Source organism: Caballeronia udeis, from assembly GCF_044909315.1.
In the GTDB taxonomy this organism is placed as follows: domain Bacteria; phylum Pseudomonadota; class Gammaproteobacteria; order Burkholderiales; family Burkholderiaceae; genus Caballeronia; species Caballeronia udeis_A.
The window spans coordinates 96603-112950 of sequence record NZ_JBIYEB010000026.1; the positions used below are offsets into that span (position 1 = coordinate 96603).

Below are 16348 nucleotides of genomic sequence, written 5' to 3' on the forward strand. Positions count from 1 at the left end.
AGCTTCCTATGAAACGAACCATGGATCGCTCGCGCCGCTTGACAGGTTCACCGGAAGATTGCTCTGCGGCCGCGTTGATTGTGGGTGACGAGGGTGCGATAGCGCTCATGTTCGCAATATGTGCGAGCTTGTTGATCGGGTCAATGTGCACTGCGCTGGACACGATCAGCTACGAAATGAGCCAAGCCCGTATCCAGATGGCGCTCGACGTTGCGACGCTTTCTGCCGGAGCCGATCTGGCGCACTACAGTTCGACCACCGGAAGTAACCTGACGCAGTGGCAAGCTGACGCGCAGGCCTATTTCAACGCCAACATGCCGGCGAGCTATTTGAGGGTGACCCTTCCCGCTGGAAATTTTGCCGCTACGGTGACTGGCACAGCTGGTGCCGGGCAAACCATCAACCTGTCGACTTCAGGGACGATGTCGCTGCTCGCTCCAATCATTTTTGGCAATGGCACAGCGACCAGCGGAACGGGATCGTCCCAGCCGCCCTCATCGAACACTGTATCGACTGTGTCGGCCAGCAACTCGGCATTGCGCTTACCGCAAAGCACACTTGAACTCGTGATGGTGCTGGATAACACAGGCTCGATGAACGCTTCCGCAAACGGGTCGGCAAACGGGGCGAGCAAGATGGCAGGCCTCCAGGCAGCCGCGACGAGTCTCGTGCAGAATCTGTATGCACAGGGCGCATCGAGCTACTATGTCGGTCTCGTGCCCTTCGCCAGCACAGTGAACGTGCTTGGCGCATTGCCGGCGGGGGGCACCTGGATGAATCCGTCGTTCGCGTACAACTCGACCAATGTCCAGATGAACGCCGACAGAAACCACCCGGGCTGGGCGGGCTGCGCGGTCGAACCCCGTGACGCGAACGGCTTCTTGTATCCGAGCGCCTACTCCCCCTCCGGCACGCAAAAATTCACACCGTATTACTACAACGTGCCACCCGCCGGCCTCCAGATTCGCTCATACACCTACTTCAATTTTTGTGTCCTGCCGCTCACGTCGACGGTGCGCGGTGTGCCTGTCACGCTCGATAACGATGGTGAACCAAACGATTGCAGCGGTTACTTGCCGAGCTTGCCAGGCACCGGTATAGGTGCCTACTACGACCAGGTGAGCAACAGCGGGTACGGAACCTCGACCCTGACACAAAACAGCGACTGCATCTTGCAGCCCGTTACTTTCCTGACAAGTAATCAATCCGCTCTCAATCAGGCCATCGCCAACATGACGGCGGGTGGGTCCACAATCATTCCAGAAGGCTTGCTGTGGGGCTGGCGCATGCTGTCTTCGTCATGGTCCAACAATTTAGCCAACGGCAGTGGCTGGATCTCGGCCGATCCTAGTTTCCCTAAGCCGGAGTCCACGCAAGGAATACAGCGCGTGATGATCGTCCTGACGGATGGCGAGAACCAGATCGGCGCGGCTGGAACGATTCCCAACGACCTGTATTTCAACGGTCTCTCTGGTGTCGGCTCGCGCAGTCTCGCTGCACCTACTGTGGTGCGAGCGGACGGATCCACCCTCAGCAATGGCCTGACCGATTCGTCAGAGTTGCATGGCGGCAATCCGGCTGATCCGTCGAGCGGCAACAACGCAGGATGGCCGGACGACGTCAACACGTTTCAGGCGGCCGTATGTTCTGCAATCAAGCAGAGCGGTGTGACCGTCTACGCGATCACATTTGGCAACGACGCTTCAAGTTCCATTGCGCAGCAGGCGATGCAAAGCTGCGCCAGTCCAGGAAATTATTATCACGCGCCGGACAACGCGACGCTCAATAGCATCTTCCAGCAGATCGCCGGCAACTTAGGCGAGTTGCGATTGACGCAGTAGCAGCAGTAGCGCACCGCACCCGCAGCGCTGAACATAGAACCACTCATTTGGTGCCTACGCATGAACCCAAACAGCCCCGCCACGACGACTCGGCCCGTTGTCAAAATCGGCAGCGTCGAAGCTGCACAAGGGCCGCCAAGTCCGGCTCACCGAGTGAGCATGACGCGCACGCAACTCGCAGCGGAAATTGGTATCCGCGGTCTTACGATGGCACTGCTGGGGCTGTTCGTGGCTTTGAGCGTTCATCAATTCATGAGAGACACCTCTCGGATCACGCTACTGGTTTTCGCCTTTGCGGAGGTCTTGACCGTCGGTCTCGCCATGTTTTCCCGCGTTCCACGTGAGCGTGACTGGAAGCCTCTTAGTCTCGTTGTCACCATCTGTGCGACCTTTTACTTTCTCGCGTTCAGCATTGAACCCGGTGTCAGGCTGGTTCCCGAGGCGCTGGCAGCAGGAATCCAGGTTGCCGGCGTGCTATTGCAGATCTATGCAAAGTGGTCGCTAAGGCGTTCGTTCGGTCTTTTACCTGCTAATCGCGGCGTAGTCGTGGTTGGACCATATCGCGTCATCCGCCATCCGATGTACTTGGGCTACCTGGTCACCGACATCGGGTTTCTCGCTGCGAACTTCGGTGTTCGCAACCTCGCGATAGTGTTGGTGCAGTGGGCTCTGCAAGCCGTACGGATCGTAAAGGAAGAGCAATTACTTTCAAAGGACGCCACTTATCGCGACTATATGAGTCGCGTGTGCTATCGACTGATTCGTGGCGTGTTTTGATGGCACGAGTGTTCAAGCGCTTGCACTATTCCCCGGCTATCGGCCAACTATTGATCTGACCACGCGACTCGCGCTCCGTCGGGTGACAGTGTTCCACCACGACACTTCGCTTGATCGAACCTGCTAACCAGGCTCAACGACAGCTCGCGTTTCTGGTTTGCCATGCGACATCCTGTCGATGCCGTTCAAGAATTGCTGAAAGGCTGCGGCAGGTAACGGCTTGCTCAACAAGAAGCCCTGCGCCTGATCGCAATTCAGACAGGCTAGCTTGTTCAACTGGGTTATTGTTTCGACACCTTCTGCCACTACCTCCATGTTCAGCGCGCGCGCAAGTGTCACGATCGCCGACAAGAGCGCGCTCCCCTGCCTTTCGTGAACATCCAGATCGTTGACGAAAAAACGATCCACCTTGATCTGTCTGACTCGAAACCTTTGCAGGTATGCCAGGCTCGAATAGCCTGTTCCAAAATCATCGATGGCCATGTCAAAGCCGCGTGACTGGAATTTCTGGATGATCGCGGTCGTTTTGTCGGCGTTTTGCATCGCGACGGTTTCGGTGATTTCGAACATCACGCGCTCGGGCGCGACACCCGCGCTCCGTACTATGGCGTCGATATGGTCGACCAGGTCCGGTACGTTGAACTGCACCGGCGACAGGTTGATCGCGATCTGGACCGCCGGCAATCCTAACGCGTCCCACCTGCCGATCAGGCGGCACGTTTCTGCAATGACCCAATTGCCGATCTGGACGATCTGCCCGGAGCGCTCGGCAGCAGGAATGAATTCCAGGGGAGGAATGTCGCCGATTTCCGGATGCTGCCATCGAATCAACGCTTCAGCCCCGCTCAGAGACAAGTTGGCAATCTTGAATTTCGGCTGAAAAGACAGGCTCAGTTGCCCCTGCTCGAAAGCGCGTTGCAGGTCACGCTGCAGGATCAGCGTGCTGAGCGCGGTAGTACTCATGGCAGGCTCGAAATAACGGAAGGTATTGCGGCCACTCTGCTTGGCGTCGTACATCGCTGCATCCGCGTTGTGCAACAACGTAGCGACGTCATCGCCGTCGCGCGGAAACACCGCGATTCCAATACTCGCGCTCACCCGTAGCCGTACGCCATTGATGACTATTTCGCGGCAGAGCTCGCGCAGCACGTTATCGGTGATCTGTCCGGCGACTGACGGGTCGAGCAGTCCGCCCACGACAATCACGAATTCGTCCCCGCCGATACGGGCGACCATATCGTCGTGCCGCAAGTTCTGGCCCAGCCGGCTCGCGCAGGTCTTGAGGAAATCGTCCCCAACGGCATGGCCAAGCGAATCATTGATGGTCTTGAAACCATCGAGGTTGACAAGCAGCACAGCGATCATCGAACCTCTCCGGGCGCAGGCCTCCATCGCTCGCTCGATGTGGGCTGTGAGCCAAAGCCGATTGGGCAGGTCCGTCAGCGTGTCGTGCGTGCCGAGATGGTCCAACTGGCTGTTTGCACGCCGCAGGGAGTTGGACAGGCTGCTTGTATGCAATCCGAGGAAAGCGAGTGTTCCAATCAGCACTGTCAACGAACTCGCCGACACCACCAGCGCCAACCAATTCGTGTCGAGTTTGTTGACAGAAAGGCAAATGCTTCCCGTCGCGAAGTTGGCTGCGCCCATACCGGCGTAGTGCATGCCTGTGATTGCCAGCGCCATGATGATCGCGGCGCCAAGACGCTTGGCGATGATGCTTTGCCGCGCGGACGTGCGCAGCGTGAAGGCGAGCCACAGCGAGGCAATCGATGCTGCAATCACAATGGCAATCGACGCAATCACGATCCACCACGTATACCGAATTGGCGGAGACATCTGCAGCGCAGCCATCCCGGTGTAATGCATGCCCGCGATCCCCAACCCCATGACGGTGCCGGCGGAGGCGACGCGCACGGGGGAGAGTCTTCCCCGGGTCACAGTGGCTAGGGCAAGGAGCGAAACCACGGCAGCCAGTAGAAACGAAGCTGCTGTGAAGGAAAGATCGTATCCAACCAGGATGGGCAGCGCGAAAGCCATCATGCCGATAAAGTGCATCGACCAGATACCGATTCCCATTGCGATTGCACCGCCGAGCAGCCAGTGCACACGTTGCCGTTCCTGCTGCAACGAAAAGATCCACCCTGATAGTTCCAACGCCGTATAGGAGGCGAGGAACGCGACGATGAGTGAAAGAAAAACCAGTAAAGGATTATAGATACCGCTCATGACCGTGCTCCCCTTAAATGGATGCCGCATAACGCTTGCGTTGACAGGGAGGTTTAAACGCAATGGTCAGAAGCCGCAAACATTCAACTCTCTTTAATGGATTGGCTCCTTTTTGAGGAGCTCGGTATGCCCCCCGCTACTTCTTGCTTCTGCGGGAGTCTTATGAGGGTTTGACGGGCGTCGCCCCTACGCCGCAACCACGCAGTTGCGGCCCTGGTGTTTTGCGCGATAGAGTCGTTCGTCAGCGACACGAAGAAGCGTGTCGATCGTGTCGCCATCGTGCCCGAACTGCGAGACTCCAATGCTGACGGTGACCTCGACCAGGTGCCCGATCCCGGCCTCGAATGTACTGCGTGCGATGGCCACTCGAACACGCTCGCCGATTGTGCGAGCCGCTTCGAGCAGCGACTGTGGAAGCAGCACCATGAATTCCTCTCCACCTACGCGAGCGAAACCGTCGTAAGGGCGGATCGCCTCAAGGCACGTCTGTACGAAGCGCCGCAGGACCTCGTCGCCGATCTGGTGGCCGTACGAGTCATTGATCGCCTTGAAGTTATCGAGGTCAAGTGCCAGCAGGGAAAAGGGAGCGCCGCCTCGTTTGGTCCGCCCGATCTCGGCCTCGACGCTTTCGATGAACTGACGTCGATTCGCAGCGCCGGTCAAGGGGTCAGTGGCGGCAAGACGCTCGAGCTTTTGATTAGTGTGCTGCAGTTCCTGCAACGCGCTTTCGGTACGGGCCATTGCCTCGGCCAGCCGGGCAGTCAATTCCTCCTGGCTGTAAATGGTCGAGAATGAGCGTGTGGTGCGGAAAGCCTCCACAACGCCATAGCTGAGCAGAAAAAAACCCGCGGCGAAGATGGCGTGCGCAAGCCACCACATATGATTCCACGGTTGCCCAAGAATGAATGCGAGTGAAGATAGCGCGAACCATACGATCGAAATGCCATAGATCACCATGAGCGGCGACCGAATCCGGCGCAACATCAACGTCGTCACGTTCAATATCGAAAAAACCAGGGCGCCCCCTTCCATTGATAGACGCACCATCGGGCTGCTGGCGACGGCCGAGTTCGCCACGTAAGCGACTGCGATATCAACCAGTACGAAGAACCCGAGCCACATCATCCAGTCGCGAGCGTTCGAGCGTTTCTCGACCCGCTCGGGCGGACGATGGTACGAGAGCAGTCCGACAAACAGCAGGATCGACATCACGAGGCGGGAAGCCGGTCCATAGAGTAGAAACAGCCACATATTGTGATGCGCCATGCCGGTGAGTGCGCCATGCAATGCGTAGATCAATACGAAGCCGAGAAAACCCAATGTGAGCCAGCGTAGCAGGGGCTCACCCGAGGACCGGTAGCACGTCCATGTCACATAGGTGGCGAAAAAGCCCTCAAGCGTGGCGGCCGCGATGGCGATTTCATGGAATATGTGATTCTCGAATTTGAGCGTCGGATCTTGTGCGAAATACAGATAGGCGATCAGACAAGCGGGGACTAGCGCAAACCCGGTCAGCAACAGTTGCGTATAGACTTTTAGCAGCCGCCAGATCGCGGGAGGCGCTTCACGAACAGCTATGTTCATCCTCATACGCCACCTCCATTAACTTTGATATTCCCGGCCGTTTCGCATAAAACGATTCCAACGCCCCTCTTATTCTGGCTGTAGATACCGTCGAGTTCTTAGTCATTTACGAAGGCTATCCATTGATTCTCAAGGGGCGAGAACTACCGATTTTTCGCCATATCGCGCAAGCAGCTTCCCCCTGCCCTCAACCGGGTTTCACTATTCGTGGTGTTCGTTTTTATACGGATTTCAAATCGACTTGGTCTAATTCGTATTGAGGGAAAGGATACCAATTGGCCTGCGTTCGCTTTTAGAGTGACTACTATCGGGTCGGACCTGATTTCGCACAGTTCTTTGCGGCGGTTGACTGAGACTAGCTTGTTTTACATTTAATTGTTGCTTTATATTTCAGTAACTAATGCCGTATACGGGCCACCGCACATACAAGCAGTTCTTGCAAACGTTCGGGGGACCTGTTCATCATTTACGAATATTTTTTTGTGGCCAATTGTGGTGTTGTTTTCGTGAGCACAGGGTATTTGGGTAGCAGGTAATTCAAAAGACCTGGTAGCAATGGCGTCCATCGAGATACTGCGAGATTGGACTCCCGGTGGATAGCATCTCCAGCTGGTCCTGGACCCGGGAGGAAATGCAGTTCTCGCTGGCGTGATCAGCGAGACATGCCCACAAGTTCGACGTCCCGGATACGTTAAACAAACTCATTATGCACATCACACAATCATTCACGACATGCGCGATGGCGGTTCGATGAGACAGCACCAGCCTTTTAGGCGTGTAAGTACGAGGCGCGAGTATGGTCGCCGCTGCAAAATCGCAAAAGGACGCAAACGTTTTATGTCAGAGCAAATCCATTGATCAATGCTGGCGATGCATTGTAAAAATTGAGGGGAATTCGCCGAATTTGGCACCGAGAATGGAGCCCGTATGTAAATATTGCTCTTTGACGGCTCCTTGATGGTGTGTGGCGAATGGGACCGATTAAATGGGACCGGTTGAATGGGCGATTAACGGACGCGTCTCTCGCGACACACCGCAACCAATGCACTTAGCTGGCTAAGGTCGGCCGGCTTGATCAGGTGGTGATCGAAACCCGCTTGTGTGGCTCGCTGGAGGTGTTCCTCCTCACCGTACCCGCTATGGGCAATCAGCAAAGTATCGTGCTGATCAGGCATCGCGCGTATACGGCGAGCGACCTCGTAGCCGTCCATCCCGGGCAGGCCGATATCGAGTAACACGACTTCAGGGCTGAATTGTTCGACACAAAGAAGCGCGGCCGGGCCATCCCGCGCAGTCTGCACATCGTGCCCGTCGATCCGCAGCAGAGCCGCGCTGCTTTCCAGCGCATCGACGTTGTCATCCACAACAAGAATGCGCATGGTGCCAAGCGGCGGCGCAGAATGGATCGCCACATGGTCCGGCTCTTCAGCCGCAGTACCGCGTGGCATGGCCGGCAGGCGAACCACGAATTTGTTACCCCGGTTAAGTCCTTCGCTATACGCACGTACGGTGCCGCCATGTAATCCGACCAGGCGATGCACCAGCGCCAGGCCAAGACCGAGGCCCGCAGCCTTGCGATCCAGCGAGCGCTCGGCCTGGACAAAGATATCGAAGATCGTCGGGATGAGTTCGGCCGTCATGCCAATGCCGCTGTCGACCACGGTGAGCAGCGCGTCATCGAGATGCCTTTCGATCGAGATCCGGATATGACCGCCCGGCGGCGTGTATTTGATTGCGTTACCCAACAGGTTGGTGACGATCTGTTCGATCCGCATCGCGTCCCCGTCGATCGGCAGCACGCCCATCGGGAATGCAAGCGTGACTTCGTGTTGGCAGTCCTCGAATTCCGGGCGCATTGCCTCGATCGCACGACGCACTGTCTCGACCAGGTCGATCGGCTCGCTCTTAAGAACAATGATGCCGCGCGTGATTCGCGACACATCCAGCAGATCCTCGACCAGACGGATCTCGTGATCGAGTTGCCTTTGTGCTCCCACGCGTGCAATCTTTTGTGTTTCCTTGTCAGCGCTCTCCCGTTCCCAGACCTGCAAACCGTTGCGAATGGCTGCGAGGGGATTGCGCAACTCATGCGCGAGCATCGCGAGGAATTCGTCTTTTTGTTGATCCGCTGATTGCAACCGGCCGAATGCCTGATGCTGCTGCGTCACATCGGCGATGGTCAGCAGGATGAGCGCCTGGGCCGGCCACGCGATGCGCATCGCACTTAATTGCATCGTTCGTAGTCCGATGCCCGGGAATTCGTGAGTGATCTGATAGTCCCGAACACTGGTCCTCTGCGGCAAAAGCTCCTCGAGCAGCTCCCGCAGCGCGGGAATATTCCACTGCTCGTTGCCCAGGGCGTACAGCTTCGTGCCGATGGTTATGTCGGGCGATGTCTGGAAGGTTTGATAAAACGCGCGGTTAGCCAGGGTGATCTTGAGATCAGCCTCGAGCACGAGCAGAGGTTCGGACATGGTCTCGACGATCGCCTGCGAGAAGTCGCGCGCGCGAGCGACCTCGTCGTTGGCGGTCTTGAGCTCATGGTTGCGATAACGCAGCTCGTCATTGGTTGTCGTCAACTCCTCGTTGACAGACTGCAGCTCTTCCTTGGCGGTCTCGAGTTCCTCGTTGGTGCTCTGGAATTCCTCGTTGCTCGACAGCAGTTCTTCCTCGCTTGCCCTCAGGTCTTCCCGTGCTCGCTCATGTTCTTCGAGTACCGCCAGCAAATGCCGATGGCTGCCCTCGAGCTCGGCGTCGAGTCGGGCGATTTCAAGGTCCTTGTCACCGGGAGCTCCGTGGCCCGGTCGTCCCTTGACTCGCCGTAAAGCGTGCACGACGACGCTTGTCAGGGATTCGCGCCTCGTCTGAGGCAGTGAGTTGAGGCCATCTGCCGGCGCTTCGAAGAAGATCAGATACCACCGCCCCGGCAGGTCGGCGACCTGTACCGGATGTACCTCGAGCGCAGCTTTTTTAGCGTCACCAGTGATGCTTAACCGCAGGCTTGCTCTACGGATGACCGTCGCCTCGCGACGCGCCTGCCTAACTGCCTCGTCAATGGCCAGAAAAACTTCCGGTCGCGCCAGTCGCTTGAGACTGCTGCTCGGCGGTCCACTCGGATTGACCAGATAAGCGGAGGTGTCACCGCGAAACTCGAGAATATTCAACTCCTCGTCGCACAGGACGCTTGGTGGTGTGTACCGAGCTAAGGTCATGCGGTCGATTTCTCGCCGTAGCAGTTCGGCACGCGTCGGAGTCTCGCGACCACCGGGCGCAGGTCTGGCGGAGATAAATGTTTGCGGTGTGACCGTCGACGCGGGCAGGCCCATCCGGGGACGTCCAGGACGGGGCTTCTTGCCAAAGAGCTTGCTCGACACACTAGGAATCACGCTGAATAACTCGGAGGATGTACCCACCGATTCTGACGGCCCCAGCATGAGCACACCGTCGGGAGCCAACGCATAGTGAAACAGCGGCATGACGCTTCGCTGGAGCATCGGGTCCAGGTAGATCAGCAGGTTGCGGCAACTGATCAGGTCGATCCTCGAAAACGGCGGATCGGTCGCGACGTTGTGGCGCGCGAACGTGCAGAGGCTTCTGACCGACTTGTTGATGCAGTAGTGATCGCCATCTCGCACAAAGAACCGTTCGAGCCGCGCGGGCGAGACGTTGCGCGCAATGTTTTCGATGTAGCGCCCGGCGCGCGCCGTTTCCAGCGCATCGGCACTGACATCCGTGCCGAAGAACTGGATCTGCGTGCTGGAGACACGCTCGTCCAGATACTCCAGGAGGCAGATGGCGATCGAGTACACCTCCTCGCCGCTCGCGCAGCCGGGCACCCAGATCCTGATGGGTGCGGGCGTGTCCTGCTCACCGATCAACCGCGGGAAGACAGTGCGGGTCAGTGCGTCGAACGTTTCTGGATCCCGGAAGAACTCGGTCACGCGAATCAGCAGGTCCCGGCCTAATGCCAGCGTTTCCGCGGCGTCGGAACCGAGCAGGGCAACATAGTCGACAACCGAGGTCATTTCGCGTAACGCCATGCGGCGCGACAATCTGCGTTGGATAGTGCCACGCTTGTAGTAGGTAAAGTCGATGTTGCAGGCGCGGCGTAGCAGGCGAAACAGGGGGCGTAGGCTCCGGTCACCAGGATCCGTAGCGGATCCCATCAATTCGAGTTGATCCAGCGCGCGCTTAGGGTAGCTTCCAATGCGGGCGATCTCGCGGGCGATGTCACGCGGCGCCAGCACGCTGTCGACGCAACCGAGGCTGACTGCCGCGCGCGGCATGCTGCTGTGGCGAGCCGACACCGTGTCCTGCGCAAAGGTGATGCCGCCTTCACCTTGGATGGCCTGGAGGCCAAGCGCACCGTCCGAGCCGTTGCCTGACAGAATCACGCCGATCGCGTCGACGCCCAAATCGCTGGCGAGCGAATCGAACAGGTCGTCGATCGGCATCGGCGGCACAAGAGTTTCTCCTCGCGGCTGCAGCCTGATACAGCGCTGTGCGATCGACATGCTCGTGTTGGGCGGGATCACGTAGACATGGTCGATTTCGATGACCATACCGTCGATGGCTTCGATGACTGCCATCGAAGTATGTTTCGACAGAATCGCCGGAAGCAGGCTGGGCCGGAACGGCGCCAGATGCTGGACGACCAGGAAGGCCATGCCGCTGGAAGGCGCAATTCCTGCGAGTAACTCCGAGATCGCCTCGAGTCCGCCTGCGGAAGCGCCAATTCCCACTACCGTGAAAGATCGCGTGGATTCTTCGTCTGCTATGGCGATGGTTGTCACCGTTGCTCCGTGACGAAGTGCAGTCGTCTTTGATTCGCCGGCTCTGGTCGGATAACGCGGAGCAAAAAACGAAGTTAGCCATCAAACATTACCATTTGAAAGTAAAGACTGGCTGACTGCGGCCCGATTATGCACCTGTCCGTTAAACCTGGCGTCCGTTATGCCACCGCGGCACGATGGGTGCTCACTGCCATTGACGGGCTGAAGAGGAGTGGCAAATGGAAAATAATCTTCATACCACGGAGAACCGGCTACTGGGCCTGTCCCCCGAAGCGGAATTGGTGTGTCTGAAAACGCGAATGGCGCCGGTTGAGATGTCGCCGGGATTGGTGGTGTACGAGCCTGGCGACCACGTCGACCACACACGTTTACAGCTAGGTCGAAGACGCAAGCTTCGAACGCTTCTGTTCCTGGTCCTGTCTTGCTACCTGAGCACGGCGCTGCCGGCGCAAAAGCCGGCGTCCACCAATGCCACGCATGCGAACTCGAAGGTGGCTCAGCGCACCGGTCTTGACCGCACTGGCAAGGCACGCAAGGGCAAGGCCTCCTACTACGGCCAGAAGTTTTACTCAAAAAAGATGGCCGACGGTACGCGTATGAATCCGCAATCCAATGTCGCCGCGAGCAAAACTCTGCCGCTTGGCACCAAGGCCCGGGTCACGAATCTGGAAAACGGCAACAACGCGGTGGTCGAAATCAGGGATCGCGGCCCCTACGTCAAGGATCGAATTGTCGACGTGTCGCCCAAGACCGCCGATAAGCTCGGCTTGAAAGAAAATGGCACTGCCCCCGTCGAAGTCAAGCCGCTGGAGGTTCCGCAGTCCGGCGACAAAACCCAGCATGGCAAATCGTCGGTCGACTTGCAGGATAGCCATCCCTGATAGTCAGTTGGCGACACAATGACAACAGATTCTCTTTAAGGCCGAGTCTGGCGGTTCCCCGAGGGGCGAGCAGAGAAGGTCGCAATTTGGCGGTGCTCGGCCACGAACCGACATTGTCGTATGGCCAAATCTTTCTCATTGTCGTACCAACCAAGGTCAATTGCCCGCATGTTCCAAGATCGCATCCTGAGTCAGCGGAAATCGTAGCTCGCAACGTCCGATTCGAGCAGCATTCATACAGGATGAACTGATGGCGGGATCGCCGCCGGGATCGGGAACAGCCTCAACTCAGCACCCCGCTACAACGTGGTTCGCTTGGTGTCCCACTCAGTTAAATAATTAGGAATCTCTATATTATTCGCAGTGTTTGGCTATCCATGGCGCTCTACCCCGTTGAGCCGCGTGTCGAGTTCACCCGCTGACCTCTGAAGCAAGAATGCTGAGCCTGCCGGTCACCGCGAGACATGGGCGCATGCCGTCGCGCAGCTTGTATCGTGGGGATCGGTCCACTACGGGTGTTCGCTCTTCGTGGTTCCCATGGAGCGGACGATGGGCTGGAGCCGCACGGAAACGAATGCAGCGCTTTCGCTCAGGCCCCTTGTCTCGGGGTTAGCGGCGTATCCGATAGGCATCTGGGTCGTCGACCACGGTCACGGCAGGAAAATCATAATGGTGGGGGCGTGTTCAATCCTGTCGGCCCGCCTGAAGGCAAACCGCAGACATGTGTTAATAGCTATCGGAGGCACTCAATCCTCTGGATCACGCGATCTTCCAGGCGGTCTTCGGGATGGTGATGACGCTGTTGATCGCGATGGAATTCAAGCACTCGATTACCCGCGTCATGTTAAGACGCGATCACATCGTGCAAGTCAAGACAGTGATCCTCGTGGCGATACTCGCGATGGCGCGCAAGTTCATCATCCTCGATCCAGCTACGGACCCGAAGTGCATCGCCGCGCTCGCGGCCGCGCTGGTTGCACTTGGCAGCGTCTACTGGCTGATGCGGCAGCGTGACGATCCCGTCGATGCCGCGATCGACGCACGGGATCACGAAGAGCGCATCTGATTCACCTAATTTCTCGCCGAGAGATCATCGAGTACTTGCAGTTTGTTGCTTGATCTGCGCTAGGTGCAGGTCTCGGACGGGCGCGATTCCGCTCAGCGTCCGCGACCGATGTTATGTCCGAAACCAGTCCGTTGTGAACCAGGCTGATTTCGACGTTCGGTCTGCGCGTCCCGCGTGCATTGCCCGACGCTGCATTTCCGCCGGAGATATGCAGCATTCCCGACATCCATATAACAAAGCAAAACTTACGTAGACGAAACCTGACCACCTAGAATTGGCTGGATACCAGGATTCAGAGCTCACGACCTCCATTCACGCCTGGCAATGCGCCCCATGAAGCAATTACCACGTTCTTCACTCGTGCAAGATCTTCGCTGCCATTCGATCGGGGTAGCTTGCACGGATGGTGCCGTTCAGTCGGCACGAAGGATCTTGTGTGTCATCCCGGCGGACCGGACCACCGCGCATGCGAGCGATGTCGGCGGCAACGCCCGCCCCTGTCGGCATATAAGCGTCAGTGCGCCGTTCATCGCGATCGTGCCGGCATGGGCTCGCGTCGAGCTCGACACTGACGGCGATCCGTGCGGCCTGGTCGTGGCGCTCGATTTGGCCAAGCTCAGGGAGACCGCTCGAAAGGCGCTCGGCGCCGCGACGTGCGATATCCCATGCTGGTTCACAGCGTGGGACCCTTTCCTGCGCGAAGCGGCCGTCACGCTCATCGCGTTGCACGTCGGCAGAAGCCCGGACCCTATGTGCCTCACCGCGTTCGCCGACGTATTCGCACTCCATCTCGCGCTGCGGTACGGACACAACGCCGATAGGTGCGATGCGGGTACGAGTCTCTCCCAGCCAAAGCTGAGTGTCGTGGAACACTTCATACGCGAGCACATCGCCGAGAACATCCAGATCGAGCATCTCGCCGCGCTCGTGCACATGAGCTCGTCGCATTTCGCGCGGGCTTTCAAGAACGCAACGGGGCATCCGCCGCACTTCTACCTGACAACGGAAAGATTGAGATTGGCGCAGTCGATGCTGTCGGAAGGAAGCCTCCCGCTGATCGATGTCGCTGCACGCGCGGGCTTTCAGACGCAGCAGCATTTCACCGAAGTGTTTCATCGATATACGGGCTGCACGCCCCGCGCTTTCCGCGTCGCGCACCACCGCCCGACGATCCGCTGATCCGCTGGCGACTAAATCGGTGTGTGAACAACAAACACAGAAATCCGACACCTTTGGGCAGGAACTCGAAAGAAGCGCGCGCGTGGCGGATGTAGGCTTGACGATATGAGCCGCATAGACATGACGCGCGCTGTATCAGCCGGATGCCGGCGATCCAACCGAGGAGCCCAACGATGGACGAACTGCTCGGACGCGCATGGTGGATGCTCATGCTGCGCGGCGCCGCGGGAATCCTGTTCGGTCTCCTCGCGCTCTTGTGGCCTGGCCTCACGCTGCTGCTTCTCGTCGTGATGTTCGCGGCGTATGCACTCATCGGAGGCATCGCGGCGGTCAGCGCAGCGATACGCCATCGTTCGATCCGCAAGGACTGGTGGATCCCGTTGCTGCTCGGACTGTGCACGATCGCCGCGGGCCTGATCGCCGTCGTGGCGCCGGGCGTCACGGCGCTCGTGCTGATCGCCGTGATGGGCGCGAACGCGATCGTCACCGGAGTGCTCGATGTCGTCACCGGCATCCGGCTGAAGAGGCGTGGACGCACGGAGTGGCTGCTGTTCGTCATCGGCATCCTGTCGGTGCTATTTGGCATCTTCGTGCTGCTCGCCCCGGGTGCTGGAGCGCTCGCCCTCGTCTGGATGATCAGCACCTACGCGATCGTGACCGGCTCGCTTCTGTTTGTCGTCAGCCTCGCCGCACGGAACGGGCGCGACGCCGTCCTTCGCGACGAGCAAAAGACGCCGCTGCATTCTTGAGTCCAATTCGTGAACCCATCCTGCGCCCGGCGTCCACGTTTCCCGTTGTGCATTCTGGAGAACGTCATGAAGACTATCCTCGCATCGGCCGCAAGGCTGTCGACAATCGTGCTTGCGCTATCTGCTGCTAGCTTCGTGGCCGGCGGCGCGACCGCGCAGGATGCACCAATCGCCGGCAAGGCGACGCTCGGTGTGACGGTCACCGAAGCGCAACTGGTCGCAACGGGTTGGCGCGCATCGCAAATGATCCACACCGATGTCTACAACGAAAAGAACGAAAAGATCGGCCGCGTCGACGACCTGATCGTTGCACCCGATGGCTCGCTCTCCGCCGCGATTATCGACGTAGGCGGCTTTCTCGGGATGGCCGCGCACCGCGTCGCCATCCCCATTCAGCAGTTCAAGCAGATGGCGCCGAAGGCAATCCTGGCCGGCGCAAACAAGGACGCGCTTAAAAAACTGCCGGAGTTCGAATATGCCAAGAGCTGACATCAAGGGCTGACATCAGCCGCGAACGCCGCGGCACGAGTCACTGAAGATCCTGGCCGCTCTGGCGGCTCATCGGAACAAGGAGCATAGCGATGCTATTGGACCTCGATAAGTGGAACCCCTTCCGTTTCCTGCGCAAGAGCCCTGAGGAAAAGGGCGCGGGCGCGAAACTGAACGTCGCGCCCGCGGCTTCACAGCAGGCCCCCTCGCCGTCGACCCCGGATGCGCCCTCGCCCGCATGGCCGGCATCGTTCGATACGGCGCGCTGGCCGCTGCCGGATCCCCTGCACCTTCTCACCGACCTGATACGCGATCCGTTCGGCGGGATAGGGCCGCTTAGCAACTGGTTCGGCGACTTCAGCTCCAGCCGCTTTCAGCCGCGCCTCGACGTGATCGATGACGGCGACGCGCTGCGCATCGTGGTCGAGTTGCCGGGACTGTCGCGCGAGGACGTGGAGCTCGAAGTCGTCGACGACATGCTGGTACTGACTGGCGAGAAGCAAATCGAATCGAAGAGCGATGAGAAGGGCTGCTACCGGGTGGAGCGGGCGTTCGGACAGTTCCAGCGGACAATTCCGCTTCCGTCCGGCGTCGATCTCGAACACGTCGAGGCAAATTTTGAGAACGGCGTGCTCACCGTGCGGGTGCCCAAGGCGGCCAATGAACCCGCGATGAAGCGGCGACTCGAGATCAAATAGCACGATGCGCACGGCGACATCGTGAAACAGCGCGTCAGCTTCCAGGTCCTCCCCTGCCCACCCAA

10 protein-coding genes and 1 pseudogene are annotated in these 16348 nt (G+C 58.6%); 8 read left to right on the forward strand and 3 right to left on the reverse strand.

Annotated features, from left to right (window positions below; all coding sequences use genetic code 11):
• Positions 1-8: 8 nt before the first annotated feature.
• Together ABH944_RS32765 and ABH944_RS32770 are read left to right on the forward strand one after the other, a co-directional pair.
• Positions 9-1841 carry a VWA domain-containing protein gene (locus ABH944_RS32765; RefSeq protein WP_404611420.1) on the forward strand — a complete coding sequence of 611 codons (1833 nt, stop codon included), beginning with the start codon at positions 9-11 and terminating at the stop codon, positions 1839-1841.
• A gap of 159 nt (positions 1842-2000) precedes the next feature.
• Positions 2001-2618 (forward strand): methyltransferase family protein, encoded by a 618-nt coding sequence (locus ABH944_RS32770; protein WP_404611422.1) that lies wholly within the window; start codon positions 2001-2003, stop codon positions 2616-2618.
• 123 nt (positions 2619-2741) lie between these two features.
• On the opposite strand, the gene ABH944_RS32775 is transcribed toward ABH944_RS32770, so the two are convergent.
• The 3 genes from ABH944_RS32775 to ABH944_RS32785 form a co-directional block, all read right to left on the reverse strand.
• Positions 2742-4844, reverse strand: a complete 2103-nt coding sequence (locus ABH944_RS32775) for a putative bifunctional diguanylate cyclase/phosphodiesterase (RefSeq protein ID WP_404611424.1) — start codon at positions 4842-4844, stop codon at positions 2742-2744.
• 186 nt (positions 4845-5030) lie between these two features.
• Complete coding sequence (locus ABH944_RS32780) at positions 5031-6434, reverse strand: GGDEF domain-containing protein (protein ID WP_404611426.1); 1404 nt, start codon at positions 6432-6434, stop codon at positions 5031-5033.
• A 1001-nt stretch (positions 6435-7435) separates the two neighbouring features.
• Positions 7436-11221: a chemotaxis protein CheB gene (locus ABH944_RS32785; RefSeq protein WP_404611428.1), complete on the reverse strand. Its 3786-nt coding sequence runs from the start codon at positions 11219-11221 to the stop codon at positions 7436-7438.
• A gap of 218 nt (positions 11222-11439) precedes the next feature.
• Here ABH944_RS32785 and ABH944_RS32790 point away from each other — a divergent pair, with 218 nt between their 5' ends.
• The 6 genes and pseudogenes from ABH944_RS32790 (at position 11440) to ABH944_RS32820 (ending at position 16283) form a co-directional block, all read left to right on the forward strand.
• Entirely contained in the window at positions 11440-12102 is a 663-nt protein-coding gene (locus ABH944_RS32790) for a septal ring lytic transglycosylase RlpA family protein (protein WP_404611430.1), read from the forward strand.
• Positions 12103-12841: 739 nt separating this feature from the next.
• A pseudogene (locus ABH944_RS32800) lies at positions 12842-13168 on the forward strand (phosphate-starvation-inducible PsiE family protein); the annotation flags it as partial.
• Between the two features lie 432 nt (positions 13169-13600).
• On the forward strand, positions 13601-14347 hold the full coding sequence (locus tag ABH944_RS32805; RefSeq protein WP_404611432.1) for an AraC family transcriptional regulator: 747 nt from the start codon (positions 13601-13603) through the stop codon (positions 14345-14347).
• Positions 14348-14520: 173 nt separating this feature from the next.
• Positions 14521-15096 (forward strand): HdeD family acid-resistance protein, encoded by a 576-nt coding sequence (locus tag ABH944_RS32810; protein ID WP_404611434.1) that lies wholly within the window; start codon positions 14521-14523, stop codon positions 15094-15096.
• Positions 15097-15162: 66 nt separating this feature from the next.
• The gene (locus tag ABH944_RS32815; RefSeq protein WP_404611436.1) at positions 15163-15585 is read left to right on the forward strand and encodes a PRC-barrel domain-containing protein; all 423 of its coding nucleotides are present in this window, start codon (positions 15163-15165) and stop codon (positions 15583-15585) included.
• 92 nt (positions 15586-15677) lie between these two features.
• A complete protein-coding gene (locus tag ABH944_RS32820; RefSeq protein ID WP_404611438.1) occupies positions 15678-16283 on the forward strand; it encodes an Hsp20/alpha crystallin family protein in 606 nt (201 codons plus the stop codon).
• Positions 16284-16348 lie beyond the last annotated feature (65 nt).